The sequence below is a fragment of the Gilliamella sp. B3127 genome (assembly GCF_026536935.1).
Taxonomy (GTDB): Bacteria; Pseudomonadota; Gammaproteobacteria; order Enterobacterales; family Orbaceae; genus Gilliamella; species Gilliamella apicola_E.
Window position 1 is genome coordinate 21,028 of record NZ_JAFNNI010000005.1, and the last position, 19,257, is coordinate 40,284.

Annotated in this window: 14 protein-coding genes; 8 read left to right on the plus strand and 6 right to left on the minus strand. The window is 33.4% G+C overall.

Annotated features, from left to right (window positions below; genetic code table 11):
* Positions 1-5 precede the first annotated feature (5 nt).
* Positions 6-1,568 carry an SGNH/GDSL hydrolase family protein gene (locus J3U00_RS08680; RefSeq protein WP_267332167.1) on the minus strand — a complete coding sequence of 521 codons (1,563 nt, stop codon included), beginning with the start codon at positions 1,566-1,568 and terminating at the stop codon, positions 6-8.
* 39 nt (positions 1,569-1,607) lie between these two features.
* Positions 1,608-3,170 carry an oligogalacturonate-specific porin KdgM family protein gene (locus J3U00_RS08685; RefSeq protein WP_267332168.1) on the minus strand — a complete coding sequence of 521 codons (1,563 nt, stop codon included), beginning with the start codon at positions 3,168-3,170 and terminating at the stop codon, positions 1,608-1,610.
* A 302-nt stretch (positions 3,171-3,472) separates the two neighbouring features.
* Between J3U00_RS08685 and J3U00_RS08690 the strand changes: the two genes are divergently transcribed.
* Positions 3,473-4,978 carry an MFS transporter gene (locus J3U00_RS08690; RefSeq protein WP_065561888.1) on the plus strand — a complete coding sequence of 502 codons (1,506 nt, stop codon included), beginning with the start codon at positions 3,473-3,475 and terminating at the stop codon, positions 4,976-4,978.
* Positions 4,979-5,041: 63 nt separating this feature from the next.
* Here the strand turns inward: J3U00_RS08690 and J3U00_RS08695 are convergent, their stop codons facing one another.
* Positions 5,042-5,821 carry a Cof-type HAD-IIB family hydrolase gene (locus J3U00_RS08695; protein ID WP_267332169.1) on the minus strand — a complete coding sequence of 260 codons (780 nt, stop codon included), beginning with the start codon at positions 5,819-5,821 and terminating at the stop codon, positions 5,042-5,044.
* Position 5,822: 1 nt separating this feature from the next.
* Positions 5,823-6,506: a DnaA inactivator Hda gene (gene hda / locus J3U00_RS08700; protein WP_065561886.1), complete on the minus strand. Its 684-nt coding sequence runs from the start codon at positions 6,504-6,506 to the stop codon at positions 5,823-5,825.
* 1,020 nt (positions 6,507-7,526) lie between these two features.
* Here hda and mnmG point away from each other — a divergent pair.
* Together mnmG and rsmG are read left to right on the plus strand one after the other, a co-directional pair.
* Positions 7,527-9,419, plus strand: coding sequence for a tRNA uridine-5-carboxymethylaminomethyl(34) synthesis enzyme MnmG (mnmG, locus tag J3U00_RS08705; protein WP_065561885.1), 1,893 nt, complete (start codon positions 7,527-7,529; stop codon positions 9,417-9,419).
* Complete coding sequence (rsmG, locus tag J3U00_RS08710; protein ID WP_267332170.1) at positions 9,397-9,996, plus strand: 16S rRNA (guanine(527)-N(7))-methyltransferase RsmG; 600 nt, start codon at positions 9,397-9,399, stop codon at positions 9,994-9,996. The genes mnmG and rsmG overlap by 23 nt, the downstream gene beginning before the upstream one ends.
* A 29-nt stretch (positions 9,997-10,025) precedes the next feature.
* On the opposite strand, the gene J3U00_RS08715 is transcribed toward rsmG, so the two are convergent.
* On the minus strand, positions 10,026-11,258 hold the full coding sequence (locus J3U00_RS08715; protein ID WP_267330855.1) for an N-acetylmuramoyl-L-alanine amidase: 1,233 nt from the start codon (positions 11,256-11,258) through the stop codon (positions 10,026-10,028).
* Positions 11,259-11,524: 266 nt separating this feature from the next.
* Between J3U00_RS08715 and miaB the strand changes: the two genes are divergently transcribed.
* The 5 genes from miaB to J3U00_RS08740 all read left to right on the plus strand — a co-directional run bounded on the left by miaB (position 11,525) and on the right by J3U00_RS08740 (position 18,317).
* Positions 11,525-12,952, plus strand: a complete 1,428-nt coding sequence (gene miaB / locus J3U00_RS08720) for a tRNA (N6-isopentenyl adenosine(37)-C2)-methylthiotransferase MiaB (protein WP_220225482.1) — start codon at positions 11,525-11,527, stop codon at positions 12,950-12,952.
* A gap of 91 nt (positions 12,953-13,043) precedes the next feature.
* Positions 13,044-14,045 (plus strand): PhoH family protein, encoded by a 1,002-nt coding sequence (locus J3U00_RS08725; protein WP_065561881.1) that lies wholly within the window; start codon positions 13,044-13,046, stop codon positions 14,043-14,045.
* 29 nt (positions 14,046-14,074) lie between these two features.
* On the plus strand, positions 14,075-16,012 hold the full coding sequence (gene mrdA, locus J3U00_RS08730) for a penicillin-binding protein 2 (protein WP_370632650.1): 1,938 nt from the start codon (positions 14,075-14,077) through the stop codon (positions 16,010-16,012).
* A 2-nt stretch (positions 16,013-16,014) separates the two neighbouring features.
* Complete coding sequence (gene mrdB / locus J3U00_RS08735) at positions 16,015-17,121, plus strand: peptidoglycan glycosyltransferase MrdB (protein WP_267332171.1); 1,107 nt, start codon at positions 16,015-16,017, stop codon at positions 17,119-17,121.
* A gap of 14 nt (positions 17,122-17,135) precedes the next feature.
* On the plus strand, positions 17,136-18,317 hold the full coding sequence (locus J3U00_RS08740; RefSeq protein WP_065561878.1) for a serine hydrolase: 1,182 nt from the start codon (positions 17,136-17,138) through the stop codon (positions 18,315-18,317).
* 131 nt (positions 18,318-18,448) lie between these two features.
* On the opposite strand, the gene fliR is transcribed toward J3U00_RS08740, so the two are convergent.
* Positions 18,449-19,252 carry a flagellar biosynthetic protein FliR gene (fliR, locus tag J3U00_RS08745; RefSeq protein ID WP_267332172.1) on the minus strand — a complete coding sequence of 268 codons (804 nt, stop codon included), beginning with the start codon at positions 19,250-19,252 and terminating at the stop codon, positions 18,449-18,451.
* Positions 19,253-19,257: the final 5 nt, after the last annotated feature.

Genomic DNA, 19,257 nt, shown 5'->3' on the forward strand with positions numbered 1-19,257 from the left:
TTTTATTAGTTAATCTGAGTTTGATCGAAAGTAATTCCTTGCTGTAACCAAGGATCGTTGTTTATGGCATTAGCAATAATTTTGGCAATAGCTAATGCGCCTTTTTCTTGAAAATGCGTAGCATCAGGATTGTTAATCACGCCAGAAGTTTGATTTTTATAATAAGGATATTTAGGATCATTAGGATCTACAGCTAACCAGTAAGACTGCCAGTCATCTTTGTGTTGGTTCGCAAAATCAATACTAAATGACTCCAAATCAATTAAAGCAACTTGATTAACTTTTGCCGTATGTTTAATCGTATTCGAATAATCTCCCCAATAAGCAAAACCTGGTTTATTGGCGGTATAATGCATATGACTAACAGGATTAGTATTTTGATTTTGATAAGCAATGTTATTATTCTTATCTTTATAACGGGTGACTGGTGTCATTAAAATTGGCGTCATATCCAACGCTTTTGCCACAGAGAGATAACCTTCTAAAGAGGATTGGAATGACATATTTTCTTGCGTTGATGGATACTGTTTTTGGTTATTATCATCATTAGGATAAGTGCATAAATTAGCAACATCCACTTTACCTCGTTTCGGATTGTTACCGTTACATTTTTCATCATTATGTCCAAAAGCGATGATCATATAATCGCCTTTTTTCATTAAAGGGATCAGTAAATCGAACCATCCTTCAGTTTTGAAACTACGGCTTGAACGGCCTGACTGTGCGCCATTGATGACAACCGTATCAGCCTTATCATCAATAAACTGATCAAAAACTTGGCCCCATCCCATTCTTGGGTAAACTTTTTTATCATAGTTGGACGCAGTCGAATCACCTAAAATAAAAATACGTTGCTTAGCATTTATATTTCTTTCTTTTTGCTTAACTGCCTGATCATAATCAAAAGGTGAATCTTGGCTAATGGGTCTTAAACGCATATCAAACAATACAGTACCACTTACTTTACCAGTAGAAGAATCGTATCCACGATTAAAGTACATTACATTAAGTAGATTGTTAATATCTGGATTTTCGGTGGTAAGTGGATCAAAAGAATTAGCAATAATACCTACTTGGCGTAATGCTTTATCAAACAGCAAATGATAATTTTTATAAGCATGGCTTAATGCAGCATCATCTATTGAAAAAGATAATTGATTATCAGTAAATTGTTCTGGGCCTAGAAGATTGATTTGTTTAGCTAGTTCACTAGTTAAAAAATCAGTTAATGGATTAATATTAACAGTATTTTTTTCATCTTTTTGTAAGGTATGAACGTATGAAACCAAACAATTACCGTTACACATTTGCCCTTCATCCGCTTTTCGGGCAAGTGAGTTTTCATTACTAAAAACAATTAGTGGTGGAGTCATTTCAGAAACATCTTGTTGATAAAACCCATCGCTATTAGTCGCAGTTTTTAAAATTTTATTATTCACATCACGGACTATCACCGATGAAACAACTGGTTTATTAACATAAACATAACCTTGTATTACAGTACTTGCCAATACTTGATTGATTGAAGTGACAACCAATAAAAATCCGAAAAAAATTTTCTTTATCATCTTTTCACCACTAACTGTTTTTAACACTTTTTCTATTAATTAAAATAAATAAGATAATCCTAGTGCTAACTTAGCTTCCCTTGCGTCAGAATGAACACTTTTTGCCACATCTTCTGCAGCAAAGTTAACTTGCCAAACTTTGGTTGCTTGCCAATTTATATCCAGTTCTTGTTGATAATCATGCTTTTTATCATTGTGTAATACATAGTTCCCTTTTAAGTATGAGAAGCGATAGCCAATGTTCCAATCAGGAGTTAGATTAATATCAGTACCTATATCAAAACGATTGCGCGCTCGATTATTGACATAACCTTGAACACTATCTTCGCGTTTACTTCTTGAAACTTTGCGATATTCAAATCGATATTGGCCATAAAAAGATAGATCATCACTTTGTAACCAAGTCAATTTTAAAGCGGGAGAATAACGAACACCTGGACGTTGTAAATCACTTACATCACCTAACTGATAATGGGGTAAGTTTTCTTTACTTTTAGCTTTATAACCACCACCTGAATAGAATCTAACTTCCATATTTGGTGTTAGTACCCAATTATCAGCTAAATAAAAATTGTAACCTCCATAAATTTGATAATGGCTAGAAACAATATCATCAAAGAATAATCTATTTTTTAATTGGTTATAGGTATTTACACTTAGACCAACATAGCCTTTTTTATCAAAATCAGTATATAGACCAAAACTATCACCATGGTAATGTGAAGTTAAACCATAATGATGCGCATATTTGAAATAGGTTTTATAAGCGAAATTAGAATCTTTGCTATTTGATTGACCGAATGCGTAATTGAAACCAACTTTAAACTTAGCTTGTCGAGTATTAGTGGTTTTATTTTTCGATACATCAGAAATGGAAAAATAAGGACGGAACAATTTTGAATAATTATAGGTAATTTTAAATTCTTGCTCATAATCAGTTTTTTTATTGTTATAAGCTTTATATTCATTTTTAGAAAAACCGTTCCTCAATGCTTTATAAGAATTGTTAGTATAATCACCAAAATAATAGTTAAAGGTATAGGCAAAGTTAAATGCTTTTATACCAGAATACATTAATGCCCAATCTAAACGATTCCTTCCTATATTACTACTAGCAACATATTTAACTTGTTTGCCAGCTATTTTTGCTCTTTTATAACGTTCAGCGTGAGATATTTTTTTCCATTCATAGCGATATCGAAAACTTGTTGACCAATCACTATTAATTTTATAACTATATTTCAATCCTGGTTGATAAAGAGTTGAATCTTTGCTGAAACCTAATTCTAATGATGGAATAATCGATCCCCAGCCATCATCAAGCGTAAATGTTTTTTGAATAACGACACCACCTGATCCACCTTGCATATCATCATATAAAACATCACGTTTGTTCCCGCCACCTTCAGTAACACCAAATTTAAATTCATATTGCCAATTATCGTCGGTTTTATGGATTAACTTAATTGTATCCCCATGAATCCTATCCATAGATTTCCAGTTATGTTCATATTGAAAAGTTGTTTGACCAGCAAAAGAATAAATAGGAAAGGTAGACAGAAACATTAAAAGCGGTATTTTTTTTAATTTAAATTGACTCATTATTGTTTTCCTAAATTTTTAAATTTATTTTTTGAAATACTGTTTTATATTTTTTATTATTTTATTAATTTTTTCTGTTAATAAGATCACAGTTTCAGAAAACAATTTAAAAAAAACAATAACCACATGATATATTTAATTTTTATTTAAAATAATATTAATATATATACCTTAAAAATCAAAATAATTTGTTACCAACGTCACATTTCTAAAAAAAAATTAAAATTAATTTGTATAAATTTAGTATTATTCTAATAATAATTTTAAAACAGTATTTCATAATTATTAAAGGAAATAGATTTATGGCTGATAATCAGAAAAAAATAACCACACTCACTCGATTTTCGTATGGTAGTGGTAATTTGATAGGAAGTGGTGCTCTAGCAATTAGTGCCGCTTGGTTACTATACTTTTATACAACATTTTGTGGACTTTCGGCATTTCAAGCAACGTTAATTTTTTCTATAGCTACCTATTTAGATGTAATTTTAAATCCACTAATGGGTTTTATTACTGATAACTTTAACCATACAAAACTTGGACGTCGATTTGGTCGCCGTCGATTCTTCATCCTATTTGCTATTCCATGTATGATTATTTACCCATTACTTTGGGTAGATGGGATGAATTTCTGGTACTACTTAACTACTTATATTTTATTTGAATTCATCTATACCATGATTATGATTCCATACAATACTTTACCGGTAGAGATGACTAAAAACTTCGATCAAAGAACTTACCTAGCAGGTTCCAAAGCGATGTTTGGTAAAGTAGCAAACTTCTTAGCTGCAGCTATTCCTGGTGTATTTTTCTATCTATTTGATGGTAAAGACTCTCCACTACCATTCTTATTAACAGGTATTACTTATGCATCTATTATGGCGATAGCACTAATTTTGCTTTATTTTAATAGCTGGGAAAAATCAGTTGATGAAATTGAAGATGAAACAACTTCTGGCCTTTGGGAAAGTATTGTTAAATTATTTTCAGATGTTTTTTCAACTTTCCGTTTAAAAACTTTTAGAAACCATTTAGGTATGTATCTATTTGGCTTTGGTGCTGAATGGTTATTTGCAGCAACATTTACTTATTTTGTGGTATTTAACTTAGGCCAACCCAAAACCTTCGTTTCACAAATGAACAGTTTAAGTAGTATTTGCCAATTAATCTCAACTGCCTTTTTCATGGCTTGGTGTGTAAAACGTGGATTCAAAAGACCATTTGTTATTGCAATATTGATAGTAATATCTTCGGTAATCGGCTATATCGGTGTCTACTACTTTAATATGCCTCATGTTACATGGATTGTAATTGGTATTACTATTTGGTTTGGATTAGGAACGGGGGGTGTTTATTATATTCCTTGGAGTGTATACACATTCTTAGCAGATATCGATGAAGTACTAACAGGAAGACGTCGCGAAGGTATTTATGCTGGTGCTATGACCATGGCCGGTAAATTAATGCGTGCAACTATCGTCTTTGTCTTAGGTATTGTATTGAAATATTCTGGTTTTGTGTCTGGCGTAGATGCTGTTCAACCAGAGAGTGCCGTTACTGCAATTAACTTAGTATTAATCTTCGGTGTGTGTGGAATGGCACTATTAGGTATCTTCTTCACATATCGTATGAAATTAGATAAATCGACTCATGCACTTATTATTCAAGAACTTGATAGATTAAAAAATGGTGGCAAAAAACAAGATGCAACACCAGAAATAAGAAGTTTAGTTAAAGAGTTAACAGGCTTTGAGTATGACAACTGTTTTGGTAATAATAATGTAGGCTTTAAACAACACCACTAAACAAAAGTAATATAATTAAACTTAAAATCATCTAATCTAAACAATTAGATGATTTTTTTTATATTAAATTAATCCAAACTTTTTCAATGCCTTCGCTATGCCATCATTATTATTGGTATCAGTGACATATTCAGCTTTTTCTTTTAGCTGATCAACCGCATTGCTCATTGCTACAGGATGGTCAACGGTTAGGAACATTTCAAAATCATTCATACCATCACCAAATGCATAAGTAGGTACGTCATTAAAACCTTTAATTTCCAATAATTCTTTAATTCCATTACCTTTAGAACCGCCATGATTAAAAACATCAACACAATAATGTGTATTACGGATAAACGTCAATTCAGGAAAAACTTCTCTATAAGGTGATTCGCCTTGTTCACAAAGCAGTAATAACATTTGAATCGGTTCTTTTAAGTAAATTTGATCATCAACAGGAGGTACTTGTTGTTTTAAAGAAGTATAGAATTTTTGAGCTGGAAGACTATTTTCACTCACTCGCATGGTCTTATAGCTATAGAAAGATAATGGAATATTCATCTTTTCTCTTGAATATTCATATAATCGAGTAATGAGATTTTTATCAATATTATTTGTAAAAACGACCTCTTTTTCATAAATAACTACTTGGCCATTCATACCAATAATTGAATCTATACCAGTATCCCTCATCAAATCAACCGCTTCAGGTGGTGTTCTACCAGTTGCAATTATTGGTACAATATTATTTTGTTTTAGTTTTCTAATTGCATCATAAGAACTAGGTAACACATCTATATCTTTATTAAATAAGGTTCCATCTAAATCGAAAAAAACAATAGCTTCAGGTTTCTTTTTCATTTCATAAATCCAAAATATGTTTAATAAAAGGAATGGTTAATTTGCGTTGTTGAGCTAACGTAGCTACTTCAAACTCTTCCATTAAAGAAAATAAAGTTCGCATATCGCGATTAACACGTTTTAACAAAAATAATCCAACTTCCGTTGATAGCTCAAATCCACTTAGCTTAGCCCTAAGTTGTAAAGCTTTTAGTTTATCCTCATCACTTAACTCTTTTAACTGATAAACTTGCCCCCACGTTAACCTTGATACCAAATCAGGTAGTATAAAAGGAACTTGTTTTGGAGGGGCACTGGCAGTTATCAATAATTTACTAACGTTTTTTTCGGTTAAACGATTAAAAAGATCAAATATTGCTTCTTCCCAATCACGATGACCTGCTATAGCATCAATATCATCTAAACAAACCAAATCATAATTATCTAAACCTTGTAAAATCTCAGGTACAAGTAGAACATGCTGTTTTAAAGGAATATAGCTTGCTAACTTATTTTGACATGAAGCATGTAATAGATGAGTACGACCAGCGGCACTTGCTGACCATATATAAAAGACGTTGAAGCCTTCCTTATCAAGTAAGGTTTGCAAAGATTCAAACAATAATTGATTATTACCTACATAAAAACTATCAAATGTTTCGTTATTAGGTAATATAAAAGGTAAAGGCAACTGTGAAAGAGTAATAAAATAACCTCACAATAAAAATATAATCTTACTAAGTATAAATTTGCTTTTACAAAAATCAATCACTTTTACAGCAAACAAATAAGTTAACGAAAGTAACTATCAAAAATTAATATATCAATTCTAAAAAACTAAATAATAACAGAATTAAAAATTCATTTAGATATAGAAATTAATCCATATTATTATTATCTAATACTTAAAAAAACATTTTAACTTTTTCCTAAATAGCTTTTAATAAGTACTATTATTTTAAGTGATGATGATACTGCCACCTCACAGCACTTCCGAATTAAAAGAAACAAACACCTATAATCCTACTTTTAAACATTAGCTTTCTACTAAAAACACCAATATCTTTTAGAAAAATATCTTTTTTAGGTATTTGAAAAAAAATAATAAAATGATAATTAATTACCCTATTCTTAGGTATTTTTAAAATTTAAATTAATAATATTAATGTCGCTAAGTATGATCAAAGATCATATTTCGAACTTTATAATGATCATTAAAACTCATAATTACCTTTTTATTGATCATAATATTTAAGATGTATAACTTTTTTAACCAGAATGATCTAAATAATTAAGATTAAATTATAGACAATAAAAGATAAAATTTAAGCAAACAAATTTATTTTTTGTGGATAACTCTGTGATAAACCCACTATATAAGCTGTTATAATCATATTAATAACCTTAAAAGCAAAAAAGGTTGTGGATAAAAATAAGAATTATAAACAGGATTAACTAAAAAAAGATCCGATCAATTAACAGCATTAGACGATCATTAAGATCCTATAAAATAATCATAAAAAAGAGTTATCAACAAAAATGATCCAAACTAATAATAGTAAAAATAAAAAAGATCACAAAAAGATCTTATTTAATTTAAATGATGATCAAAATAGATCATTTGACGTAATAAAAAAGATGAGTAAAATTCCTTACGCTAAATAAAACCAAATCACCTGATCAAAATAATGATCATCTATCTGTAAAATAAAAAACGAGGCTTTATATGTTTTATCCAGATCTTTTTGATGTCATCGTCGTTGGTGGTGGCCATGCCGGAACAGAAGCAGCAATGGCATCAGCAAGAATGGGCCGAAAAACATTACTTTTAACCCATAATATCAATACGTTAGGACAAATGTCATGTAATCCTGCTATTGGTGGTATTGGTAAGGGACATTTGGTAAAAGAAATTGATGCAATGGGTGGATTAATGGCACATGCTATTGATCTTTCTGGGATCCAATTTAGGATCTTAAACAGCAGCAAAGGTCCTGCTGTAAGAGCAACACGAGCTCAAGCGGATCGATCTTTGTATCGTAAAGTAATACGAACAACCCTTGAAAACCAAGAAAACTTAATGTTATTTCAACAATCAGTTGAAGACGTGATCATTGAAAACGATCAGATCACGGGGGTGGTTACACAAATGGGTGTTTCATTTAAAGCAAGATCTGTTGTATTAACTACTGGCACTTTCTTAGATGGCAAAATCCATATAGGACTTGATAATTATAGTGGCGGTAGAACGGGTGATCCTGCTTCGATAGGTCTTTCCAAATCGCTGCATCAATACCCATTTAGAATGGGTCGTTTAAAAACAGGAACGCCACCTCGTATCGATGCAAGAACCATAGATTTTTCTAAATTAGGTACACAATACGGTGATGATCCTGTGCCTGTATTTTCATTTTTAGGTGATGCTAAACAGCATCCTAGACAGATTCCTTGTTATATAACAAGTACTAATGAAACCACACATGATATTATTCGAAACAGCTTAGATCGTAGCCCTATGTATACAGGTGTTATTGAAGGTGTAGGTCCACGATATTGTCCATCAATCGAAGATAAAATAATGCGTTTTGCTGATCGTAATTCGCACCAGATCTATTTAGAACCGGAAGGTTTAGACAGCAATGAAATTTATCCAAATGGAATATCAACAAGTTTACCTTTTGACACACAATTAGCTTTTGTTCGCAGTATGAAAGGACTGGAAAATGCCAATATAGTCAGACCAGGTTATGCGATTGAATATGATTACTTTGATCCTCGTGATCTCAAACCAACTCTTGAAAGTAAAGTGATCAAAGGCTTGTTTTTAGCAGGACAGATCAATGGTACTACAGGTTATGAAGAAGCCGCTGCTCAAGGTATGCTGGCAGGATTAAATGCAGCTCGTTTTGTTTATGATCAAGATCAATGGTATCCAACGCGTGATCAAGCTTATTTAGGGGTTTTGGTTGATGATCTTTGTACTTTAGGTACTAATGAACCTTATCGTATGTTTACTTCACGAGCTGAATATCGCTTAATGTTACGTGAAGATAATGCAGATATTCGTTTAACAGAAATTGGACGACAACTTGGAATGGTTGATGATTACCGTTGGCAACGTTTTAACGAAAAATTTGAAGCTATTGAGCAAGAAAGAGCACGTCTTCGTGACATTTGGGTTCATCCTCACATTGAAACAATTGATGAAGTTAATGCGGTATTAAGCGCTAACCTTACCAAAGAAGCCAATGGAGAAGAGCTGCTTAAACGCCCTGAAATGAGCTACAAAACTCTACAATCCCTGTCTTTATTTGCACCAGGGCTAAGTGATGATCAAGCAGCAGAACAAGTTGAAATTCAAGTTAAGTATGACGGCTATATAAAACTACAAATTGAAGAAATAGAAAGACAAAAACGAAATGAGGAAACTCTTATACCTGAGCATATAGATTATGCTGAAATATCAGGGTTATCTAACGAAGTTGTTGCTAAATTAAAACAACATAAGCCGGTTTCAATTGGTCAAGCTTCACGTATTTCAGGTATTACACCAGCTGCAATTTCAATGTTATTAGTTTATTTAAAAAAGAAGAACTATGTTAAAAAAGAAACTCATTAATCTTATTGATCAAACGGATCTTTCAATCAATTGTCAGCAAATTGATCAACTGATCAATTACGTTGAAATGCTTAATAAATGGAATAAAGCTTACAACCTAACAGCGGTACGTGATCCTAATGAAATGTTAATAAAACATATTATGGATAGCTTAGTTGTTTCACCTTATTTAGTTGGTAGCACGTTTATTGATGTAGGTACAGGCCCTGGATTACCAGGGATTCCTTTAGCAATTATCAATCCAGACAAACAATTTGATCTCGTTGACAGTTTAGGTAAGAGGGTTCGTTTTTTAAAGCAAGTTCAATTTGAATTAAAGCTAGCAAATATTCAACCAATTCAAAGCCGTATTGAAGAATATAATCAAAAAAAATTTGATGGGGTAATAAGCCGAGCATTTGCTTCTTTACAAGATATGTTAACCTGGTGTAAACATCTTCCTAATGAACAAGGATTATTTTATGCGTTAAAAGGCAGTGATCTTGATCCGATCCCTGAAGGATTTACGCTTAAACAAGATATAAAACTTACCATACCTGAATTGAATGCTGAAAGACGATTAATGATCATTGAATAAAAAACAAATTGATCTAATCACTTTTTAGATCAATTTTTACGTCTTTTCAAATAATCCTTAATACCATCAACTATGGCTTTAGAAACTTGATTTTGGAAGGCTGCTGTTTTAAGTTTTTGCTCTTCAGCTATATTACTAATAAAGGCTGTTTCAACTAAAACTGATGGAATATCTGGTGCTTTTAACACTGCAAAACCTGCTTTTTCTATCGATGGTTTATGTAATTTATTCACATTTTTCATTCGATTTAAAATAGCACTTCCTAATAATACACCATTAGAAAGGGTTGTTTTTTGCACTAAATCTAAAATAGTGTTATCTAAATATTTATCACCACTTCGGCTAACACCACCTATTTGGTCTGCATCATTTTGAGTTTGGGCTAAATAACTTGCAGCAGAACTACTAGCTCCACGTGTTGATAAAGCAAATACAGATGACCCTCTAACAGATCGACTCGCAAAAGCATCAGCATGGATAGAGACAAATAGATCCGCATGTAAAGATCTCGCTTTCGCTACTCGAACTTTTAATGGAATAAAAACATCTTCATTACGAGTCATATAAACTTTTATATTTGGTTCTTTTTTTAGCAAACTATATGTTCGTCTGGCAATTTGCAAAACAATGTCTTTTTCTCGTGTTCTTTTGTAGCCAATCGCACCAGGATCCTCACCACCATGACCAGGATCGAGCATAACAATAATAGGCGAGTTTTTATTTTTATTCGTTGGCGATTTTATTTGCGCTTGTTTTTTATTTAGATCCCCTTTTTGATACTCTTCTAAAAGAGCAAGTAAAGGATCATCATTAGCTGTAGCCGGTTTAGACGGATAAAGATCAACGACTAATCGATGTTTAAATTCAGCAATTGGTGGTAATGTAAACGTATTAGGATCAATACCCTGTTTTAATTCGATCATAATACGTACAGTTTTAGGATCTAACTGTAATGCACGTATAGATTTAATAAAAGGATCACGACTTAAAACTTTTGTCGAAACGGCTTTTAATATTGGATTTAAATTGAGATTATCAATATCAATCACCATACGATCAGGGTTATATAATTGTGCGCTTTTATAATTAAGCTTAACGTTTGATTCTAACGTTATTCGTGTATAGGTTGATGAAGGCCAAACACGCACAGCCACAACTTGAGCCATTGCCGCAGCAAAGCCAACTCGTGTAACAGATAATAGACAAGTAGCAATAATGCCTTTGATCAAAAAGCGCTTTGTTGGACTAAAAGTTTTCGACATACCTAGACACTTTTATATTAGTAATATTAATAGGCCAAGAATAATAGCATAAAATAAAACGATATTAAAAAGAATGATTATCATAATCAGTTGTTTTTTCGATAGATTAATTACTAATTAGACATTATTTTCTAAATAAAGCATATAAATATAGTTTTTTATATTTATTATAGACCCTACAATCACAAAGGATTACAATATGGCACGCTAAAATCACGGATTTAAACCCGTTTTCATTTTAACAATTAAATATAGCTGAGTTATTGATGAGCAAAAAATTACATATCAAAACTTGGGGTTGCCAAATGAATGAATATGATTCAACAAAAATGGCAGATCTCCTTGAATCCACCCATGGTTTAACTTTAACAGAAAATGCCGAAGAAGCAGATATTTTACTATTAAATACTTGCTCTATTAGAGAAAAAGCCCAAGAAAAAGTCTTTCATCAACTAGGCCGTTGGAAAAATTTAAAACAACATAACCCTGATATCATCATTGGTGTAGGTGGTTGCGTAGCATCACAAGAAGGTGCACATATCCGTAAGCGTGCTCCTTTTGTTGATATTATTTTTGGACCACAAACTTTTCATCGTTTACCCGAGATGATTGAACAAATTCGTAGTGGTAATGGTCATCATGTGGTTGATGTTAGTTTTCCTGAAATTGAAAAATTTGACCGTTTACCCGAACCTCGCAGTGAAGGTCCAACAGCTTTTGTTTCAATTATGGAAGGATGTAATAAATACTGTACTTATTGTGTGGTACCTTACACCCGTGGTGAAGAGGTGAGCCGACCTTGTGATGATGTAATTTATGAAATAGCTCAACTTGCTGAACAAGGTGTACGCGAAGTTAACTTACTGGGTCAAAATGTAAATGCTTATCGAGGGCCAACTTTCGATGGTGATATTTGTTCTTTCGCTGAACTACTACGCTTAGTTGCTGCTATTGATGGTATTGATCGCATTCGCTTTACAACTAGCCATCCAATTGAATTTACTGATGATATCATCGATGTATATCGTGATACGCCAGAACTGGTTAACTTTTTACATTTGCCGGTACAAAGTGGTTCTGACCGAGTGTTAAATTTAATGAAACGCACTCATACAGCAATTGAATATAAATCAATCATTCGCAAATTACGCAAAGTTCGTCCTGACATTCAAATTAGTTCAGACTTTATTGTTGGATTCCCTGGTGAAACCCAAGAAGATTTTGAACAAACCATGAAACTCATTGCTGATGTTAATTTTGATTTAAGTTATAGCTTTGTCTATTCAGCACGACCAGGTACACCTGCTGCTGAAATGGAAGATAACGTTTCTGAAGAAGAGAAAAAACAAAGGCTCTATATTCTCCAAGAACGAATCAATCAACAAGCAATGCAATTTAGTCGTCGCATGTTAAATACTGTGCAACGTATTTTAGTTGAAGGCCCTTCTAAAAAGGATCTTATGGAATTAACTGGACGAACAGAAAATAATCGTATTGTTAATTTTGAAGGTAGTCCGGATATGATTGGTAAATTTGTTGATGTTGAAATTACCGATGTTTATCCTAACTCATTGCGTGGTAAAGTAGTAAGAACAGAGGATCAGATGAATTTACGTGTGAGCGAATCACCAATATCGGTCATCTCTCGTACCCGTAAAGAAAACGATTTAGGTGTGGCTATCTATCAACCATAATTAAATAATGATTGAAATAATAATATATAACATGTTGATAAATTTTGGCTCAAAAGAACGTGTTTAAAATAAACGATTTGGGGACATATCTTTGAATATTACGACATATGAAACAATGCTTGAACCAGCAGATAATCAGCGGCTTAATAGTCTTTGTGGTCCTTATGATGACAATATCAAACAACTTGAACGACGATTAGGATTAGAAATAAACCATCGGGGTAATCAATTTGCTATTACTGGCGATATAATTTGTGCAAAAGCGGCAACTGAGATTTTACAATCGCTGTATAAACAAACTAAAGTAAAAGACAGTATTGTCGATATAGAACCAGAGCAGATACATTTAGCTATTAAAGAATCAGGTGCGTTAGAAAAAGCTAATGAACACGCACCTAGTTATGTTGATCTGCATGGTAGCAAACAAGTGATGATAAAGACCAAGCGAGGAGTAATAAAACCCCGCACGCCTAATCAAGCACAATATATTGCTCATGTATTAGATTATGATATATCTTTTGGTATCGGTCCTGCTGGTACAGGTAAAACCTATTTAGCTGTAGCTGCCGCAGTTGATGCACTTGAAAAACAACAAGTTAGACGAATTGTATTAACACGCCCTGCAGTTGAAGCCGGTGAAAAATTGGGTTTTTTACCAGGTGATTTAAGCCAAAAAGTCGATCCTTATTTGCGTCCGCTTTACGATGCTTTATTTGAAATGCTTGGTTTTGAAAAAGTCGAAAAACTAATTGAAAAAAGTGTGATTGAAGTTGCACCGTTAGCTTATATGCGTGGGCGTACACTCAATGATGCATTTATTATTCTTGATGAAAGCCAAAACACAACGATAGAACAAATGAAAATGTTTTTAACGCGCATTGGTTTTAATTCTAAAGCGGTAATAACGGGTGATATAACCCAAATAGATTTACCTCGTCATCAAAAATCTGGGTTACGTCACGCAATAGAAGTATTAAATGAAGTTGAAGATATTAGTTTTAATTTTTTCAAGAGTGAAGATGTAGTTCGCCATCCTGTGGTAGCAAGAATTGTTAATGCTTATGAAAAATGGGAACAAAAAGAACATCTATAAACAGAATTTAGAGGAGTTAGATTATCTCTATTTCAGGTAAAACAAAAAAAGGCTATATTCGCGATCACTCCGCAGAAACAAACTTATTTTTGCGTAGAGCACTGTTTGCATTTGTCGTAATTATACTACTAATTTTTGTATTATTAGCCAATTTAGCTGATTTGCAAATATCGAATTTTAGTTATTACAGCACCAAATCGAACAATAATCGTATTGAAATTATCCCTATTCCTCCAAGTCGCGGTATGATTTATGATCGTAATGGCACGCCATTAGCGATAAATAATATTACCTATCAACTTAATATTGTTCCTGACAAAACTAAAAACCTTAATGAGCAATTTGAACAATTAAAAAAGATTGTTGATTTAACTGATGAAGATATTGAAAACTTCCAAAAGGAGCGACGAAATTATCGATCTCATCGTCCTGTACCACTTAAAGAAAACTTAACCGAAAAACAAATTGCTCGGTTTATTGTTGATCAGCATCGATTTCCTTTTGTATCAATTGTAAAAATTCAACATCGATATTATCCATACGGTGCTTCACTTACCCATATTCTTGGTTATATATCTAAAATAAACAGTCAAGATAAGCAACGTCTAGAAGAAGAAAATAAAGCTAGCAATTATGTGGCTACCTTTAATATTGGAAAAATGGGGATTGAACGATATTACGAAGATGTTTTACATGGCACGGCGGGTAACGAAAAGGTTGAAGTCAATAGCCGAGGCCGTATTGTTCGCTTACTTGAACAACATCCACCACAAGCGGGTGAAGATATCTATTTATCCATTAATCTCAAATTACAACTCTATATTGAATCACTGCTTGCTGGCCGTAAAGCATCGGTTGTTGCTATTAATCCAAATAATGGTGAAATATTAGCAATGGTATCAAGCCCAAGTTATGATTCAAACGACTTTGTAGGTGGTATTTCAAGTAAGAAATATAGTGAGTTACTTAATGATCCAAGTAAACCACTATTTAACCGTGCATTGCTCGGTGCTTATCCCCCAGCTTCAACTGTTAAACCATTTATTTCGATAGCAGCATTAAGTGAAGGCGTTGTTTCACCAAAAAGTGTGGTTAACGATCCGGGTTGGTGGCAATTACCGGGTACTGAAAGACGTTATCGAGACTGGTTAAAATGGGGGCATGGTCATGTCGATGTATTACGAGCGATAGAAGAATCAGTAGATACCTATTTTTACCAAGTTGCATATGACATGGGGATAGATCGCCTAAATTTATGGATGACTAAGTTTGGTTATGGCCAGCGAACAGGCATTGATATCTCGCCTAGTGAAGAGACACGAGCTGTCATGCCAAGTCGTGAATGGAAATTAAAACGCCATAAAAAATCTTGGTTACAAGGAGACACTATTCCTGTCGGTATAGGTCAAGGTTATTGGACAGCAACGCCAATGCAAATGGCTAAAGCATTAACTACACTAATTAATAATGGTAAAACCTATACACCACACTTTTTATTATATAAAAAGAGCGACATTATCAATACCAATCAAAATCAACCACTGATTGATCCATCAAAATATATTGAAAAAAACAGTCTTGTTGATGTTAATCCAACCTATTGGGCATTAGCAAAAGAAGGTATGCACCGAGTAATGTTTGGTGCTCGAGGCACCGCGCGTAAAGTTTATGCAGGCGCTAAATATCAAGCCGCGGGTAAATCAGGTACTGCTCAAGTTTATGGTTTAAAAGAAAACGAAACCTATAACGCACATAGAATACCTGAACATTTACGCGATCATGCTTTATTTATTGCTTACGCACCTTACGATAAACCGAAAATAGCCTTAGCGATTGTTCTGGAAAATGGTGGAGGAGGAAGCTCCAACGGTGGTGCAGTCGCACGTAAGATACTAGATTATTATCTTGAAGGTGATAACTCAACGGAATTAAACGATGAATCACCTAATACAGGACATGAAGATTAATGATGAATAATATTAAGAAATCTTTTTGGCAAAAGATACATATCGATCCGCTTTTTTGCTTATTTATCTCTTTACTACTTGGTTATAGCCTTTATATTCTATGGAGTGCTAGCGGCCAAGATATAGATATGATGCAAAAAAGAGTGATCCAAATATTACTTGGTTTTTTTGTGATGATTGTCTTTGCACAGTTTTCACCAAGAAGTTATGAACAGTGGGCACCTTATCTTTATATTGCCTGTATTTTTATATTACTATTGGTTGATATTTTTGGCTACACCAGTAAAGGCGCTCAACGCTGGTTAGACTTAGGAGTTATTCGTTTTCAACCCTCAGAAATTGCTAAAATTGCTGTTCCTTTAATGGTAGCTAAATTTATTCATCGTGATGGTTGCCCTCCACCGCTAAAAACCACCTTACAAACATTAGCTATTATCGGTGTGCCAACACTATTAGTGGCAATGCAACCCGATTTGGGAACTGCTATTTTAATTGTCATGTCTGGTATTTTTATTATCTTTTTGGCTGGTATTAATTGGCGATTTATTCTTGTTGCTTTGATATTGTTGGCTATCTTTGTACCGATTATGTGGTTCTACTTAATGCATGATTATCAACGTGAACGAGTATTAACGCTAATTAATCCTGAACGTGACCCTAATGGTACTGGCTATCATATTCTTCAATCTAAAACAGCAATTGGATCAGGTGGAATATGGGGCAAAGGCTGGCTAGAAGGTACCCAGTCACAGTTAGAATTTTTACCTGAACGCCATACTGATTTCATTTTTTCAGTCATCGCAGAAGAGTTTGGCTTTATTGGCTCGATTATTTTGCTGGTCTTATTCTTATGCTTAATAATTAGAGGTTTGATTATTGCTTCTCAAGCACAAACGACTTTTGGCCGAATCCTTTCTGGTGGTTTAATTTTGGTCTTTTTTGTCTATGTATTTATTAATATCGGTATGGTCAGTGGAATATTGCCAGTAGTTGGTGTACCATTACCACTAATAAGTTATGGTGGCTCATCATTAGTCGTTTTAATGGCAAGTTTTGGCATTATGATGTCTATTCACACTCATCGATATATGTTATCTAAAAACATTTAACGGAATTTTTATAAATGAAAAAGAAATTTAAATTATCTTTTGGATTATTAGTGCTCGCAATATGTTCTTCTGCTTCTGCGGAAATGGCTTTTCCTATACCGGCTATTCCACAACTAGATGCTGAAGCGTATATCTTAATGGATGCAAAATCTGGCGAAATTTTAGCGCAATATAATGCGGAACAACAACGTGATCCAGCAAGTTTAACTAAAATGATGACAAGTTATGTTGTTGGTCAAGCCTTAGAATCAGGCCGAATTAAAAATGATGATATGGTATTAGTGAGTAAAGATGCCTGGGCAACAGGTAACCCAGTATTAAAAGGCTCATCATTAATGTTTTTAGAAGTCGGTAAGACTGTTTCGGTTTCTGATTTAAATAAAGGTATCATTATTCAATCGGGTAACGACGCATGTATTGCTATGGCTGAACATGTTGCAGGTAGCCAAGGTGCTTTCGTTAATTTGATGAATGAATATGCGAAAAAAATTGGATTACAACACACTCATTTTGAAACTGTGCACGGGCTTGATGCACCGGGTCAATATACCACAGCTAAAGATATGGCGTTGTTAGGTCAGGCTTTAATTCGTGACTTACCAAAAGAATATGCAATTTATAAAGAAAAAGAATTTACCTACAATCTTTCTAAACCTCAAATGAATCGTAATGGATTACTTTGGGATACTACATTAAATGTAGATGGCATTAAAACTGGACATACTAACGCAGCCGGTTATAACCTTGTTGCTTCTGCTGTTGATGGTAATACACGTTTAATTTCAGCGGTATTGGGTGGTCGAACATTTAAAGGTCGTGAAGAAGAAAGTAAAAAATTACTTACGTGGGGATTCAGATTCTTTGAAACGGCAAATCCAGTAAAACCCAATGATCCACTCGCGATTGAGTCAATTTGGTATGGTGATGAAAATAAAGTTAAATTAGGTGCGATCAATGGCGCTTATATCACAGTGCCGAAAGGTCGTTCAGCAGATGTTAAAGTGCAATATACCATTGATGATTATATTTATGCACCAATAACCAAAGGAACCTCGGTTGGTAAAATTCAATTTTTATTGGATGATAAAGTTATCAATGAACAATCTTTAGTTGCGCTTGAAAATATTGAGGAAACTGGATTCTTCGGCGGCATTTGGGATTGGATATGTTTACAATTCCATAAATTATTTAATTAATTTTTTCTTAATAACCGCTGTGTGACTTTTGTTTACGCAGCGGTTTTTTATTTTAAGCAAAATTTGATTTTATCAAGCGTTAATTATCTCTAATTTAGGCGTTCAAAAACCCCGTTCCTCAACTTTTTTTACTAAGTAGATACATCAGCAAGATAGATTAAGATTCGAGAAATTGTTAAAAAGATCTGTTCTAAAATTGATTCGACAAACAATGGTAAAGCAGAAAATAGATACGATAACATCGTTAGCCCACATAATAATGTAAGCGGGTAGCCGACCACAAAAATTGATAGTTGTGGTGTAAATCTATTTAATAAGCCCAATGACAGATTAATAATAAGTAATAATGTCATTAATGGTAATGCCAACATAATACCGTTATTAAATAATAGACCCGTTATTTCGATTAAGGCTAAATAGCCGTTTTGTTTTAAAGGATAGACCGTAATAGGAATGATATCAAAACTGTTAGCTAATCCGTAAAGTAACCATAAATGACCATCTAAGCTAAGAAATATCAACATAGCAATAATATTAATTAAACGTGATAATACCGAGGTTGATGGACCGCTGATAGGATCATAAAAAGTGGCCATTCCTAATCCCATTTGCATACTAATTAACTCCCCCGAAAATCTAACCGTCATAAAGGTAAGTTGTATTGCAAAACCAATTAGGATGCCAATCATGATTTGCTGAGCAATAATCCAGATGCCCATTAATGAATAAAGGGTAAGGTTGTCGTCTAACTTTGGTAAAGGTAACACAATGACAATAAGTATTGCTAAACCTATTTTTACACGGTTTGGTACTTCTTTTTCGCCAGTGATTGGTGCGACCATAATTAAAGCTAAAATACGAACAAAAGGGAGAAAACTTGATTGAACCCAAGCAAAAAAATCAATATTCAATAGATCGACAATAGCTAAATCCATTAAGG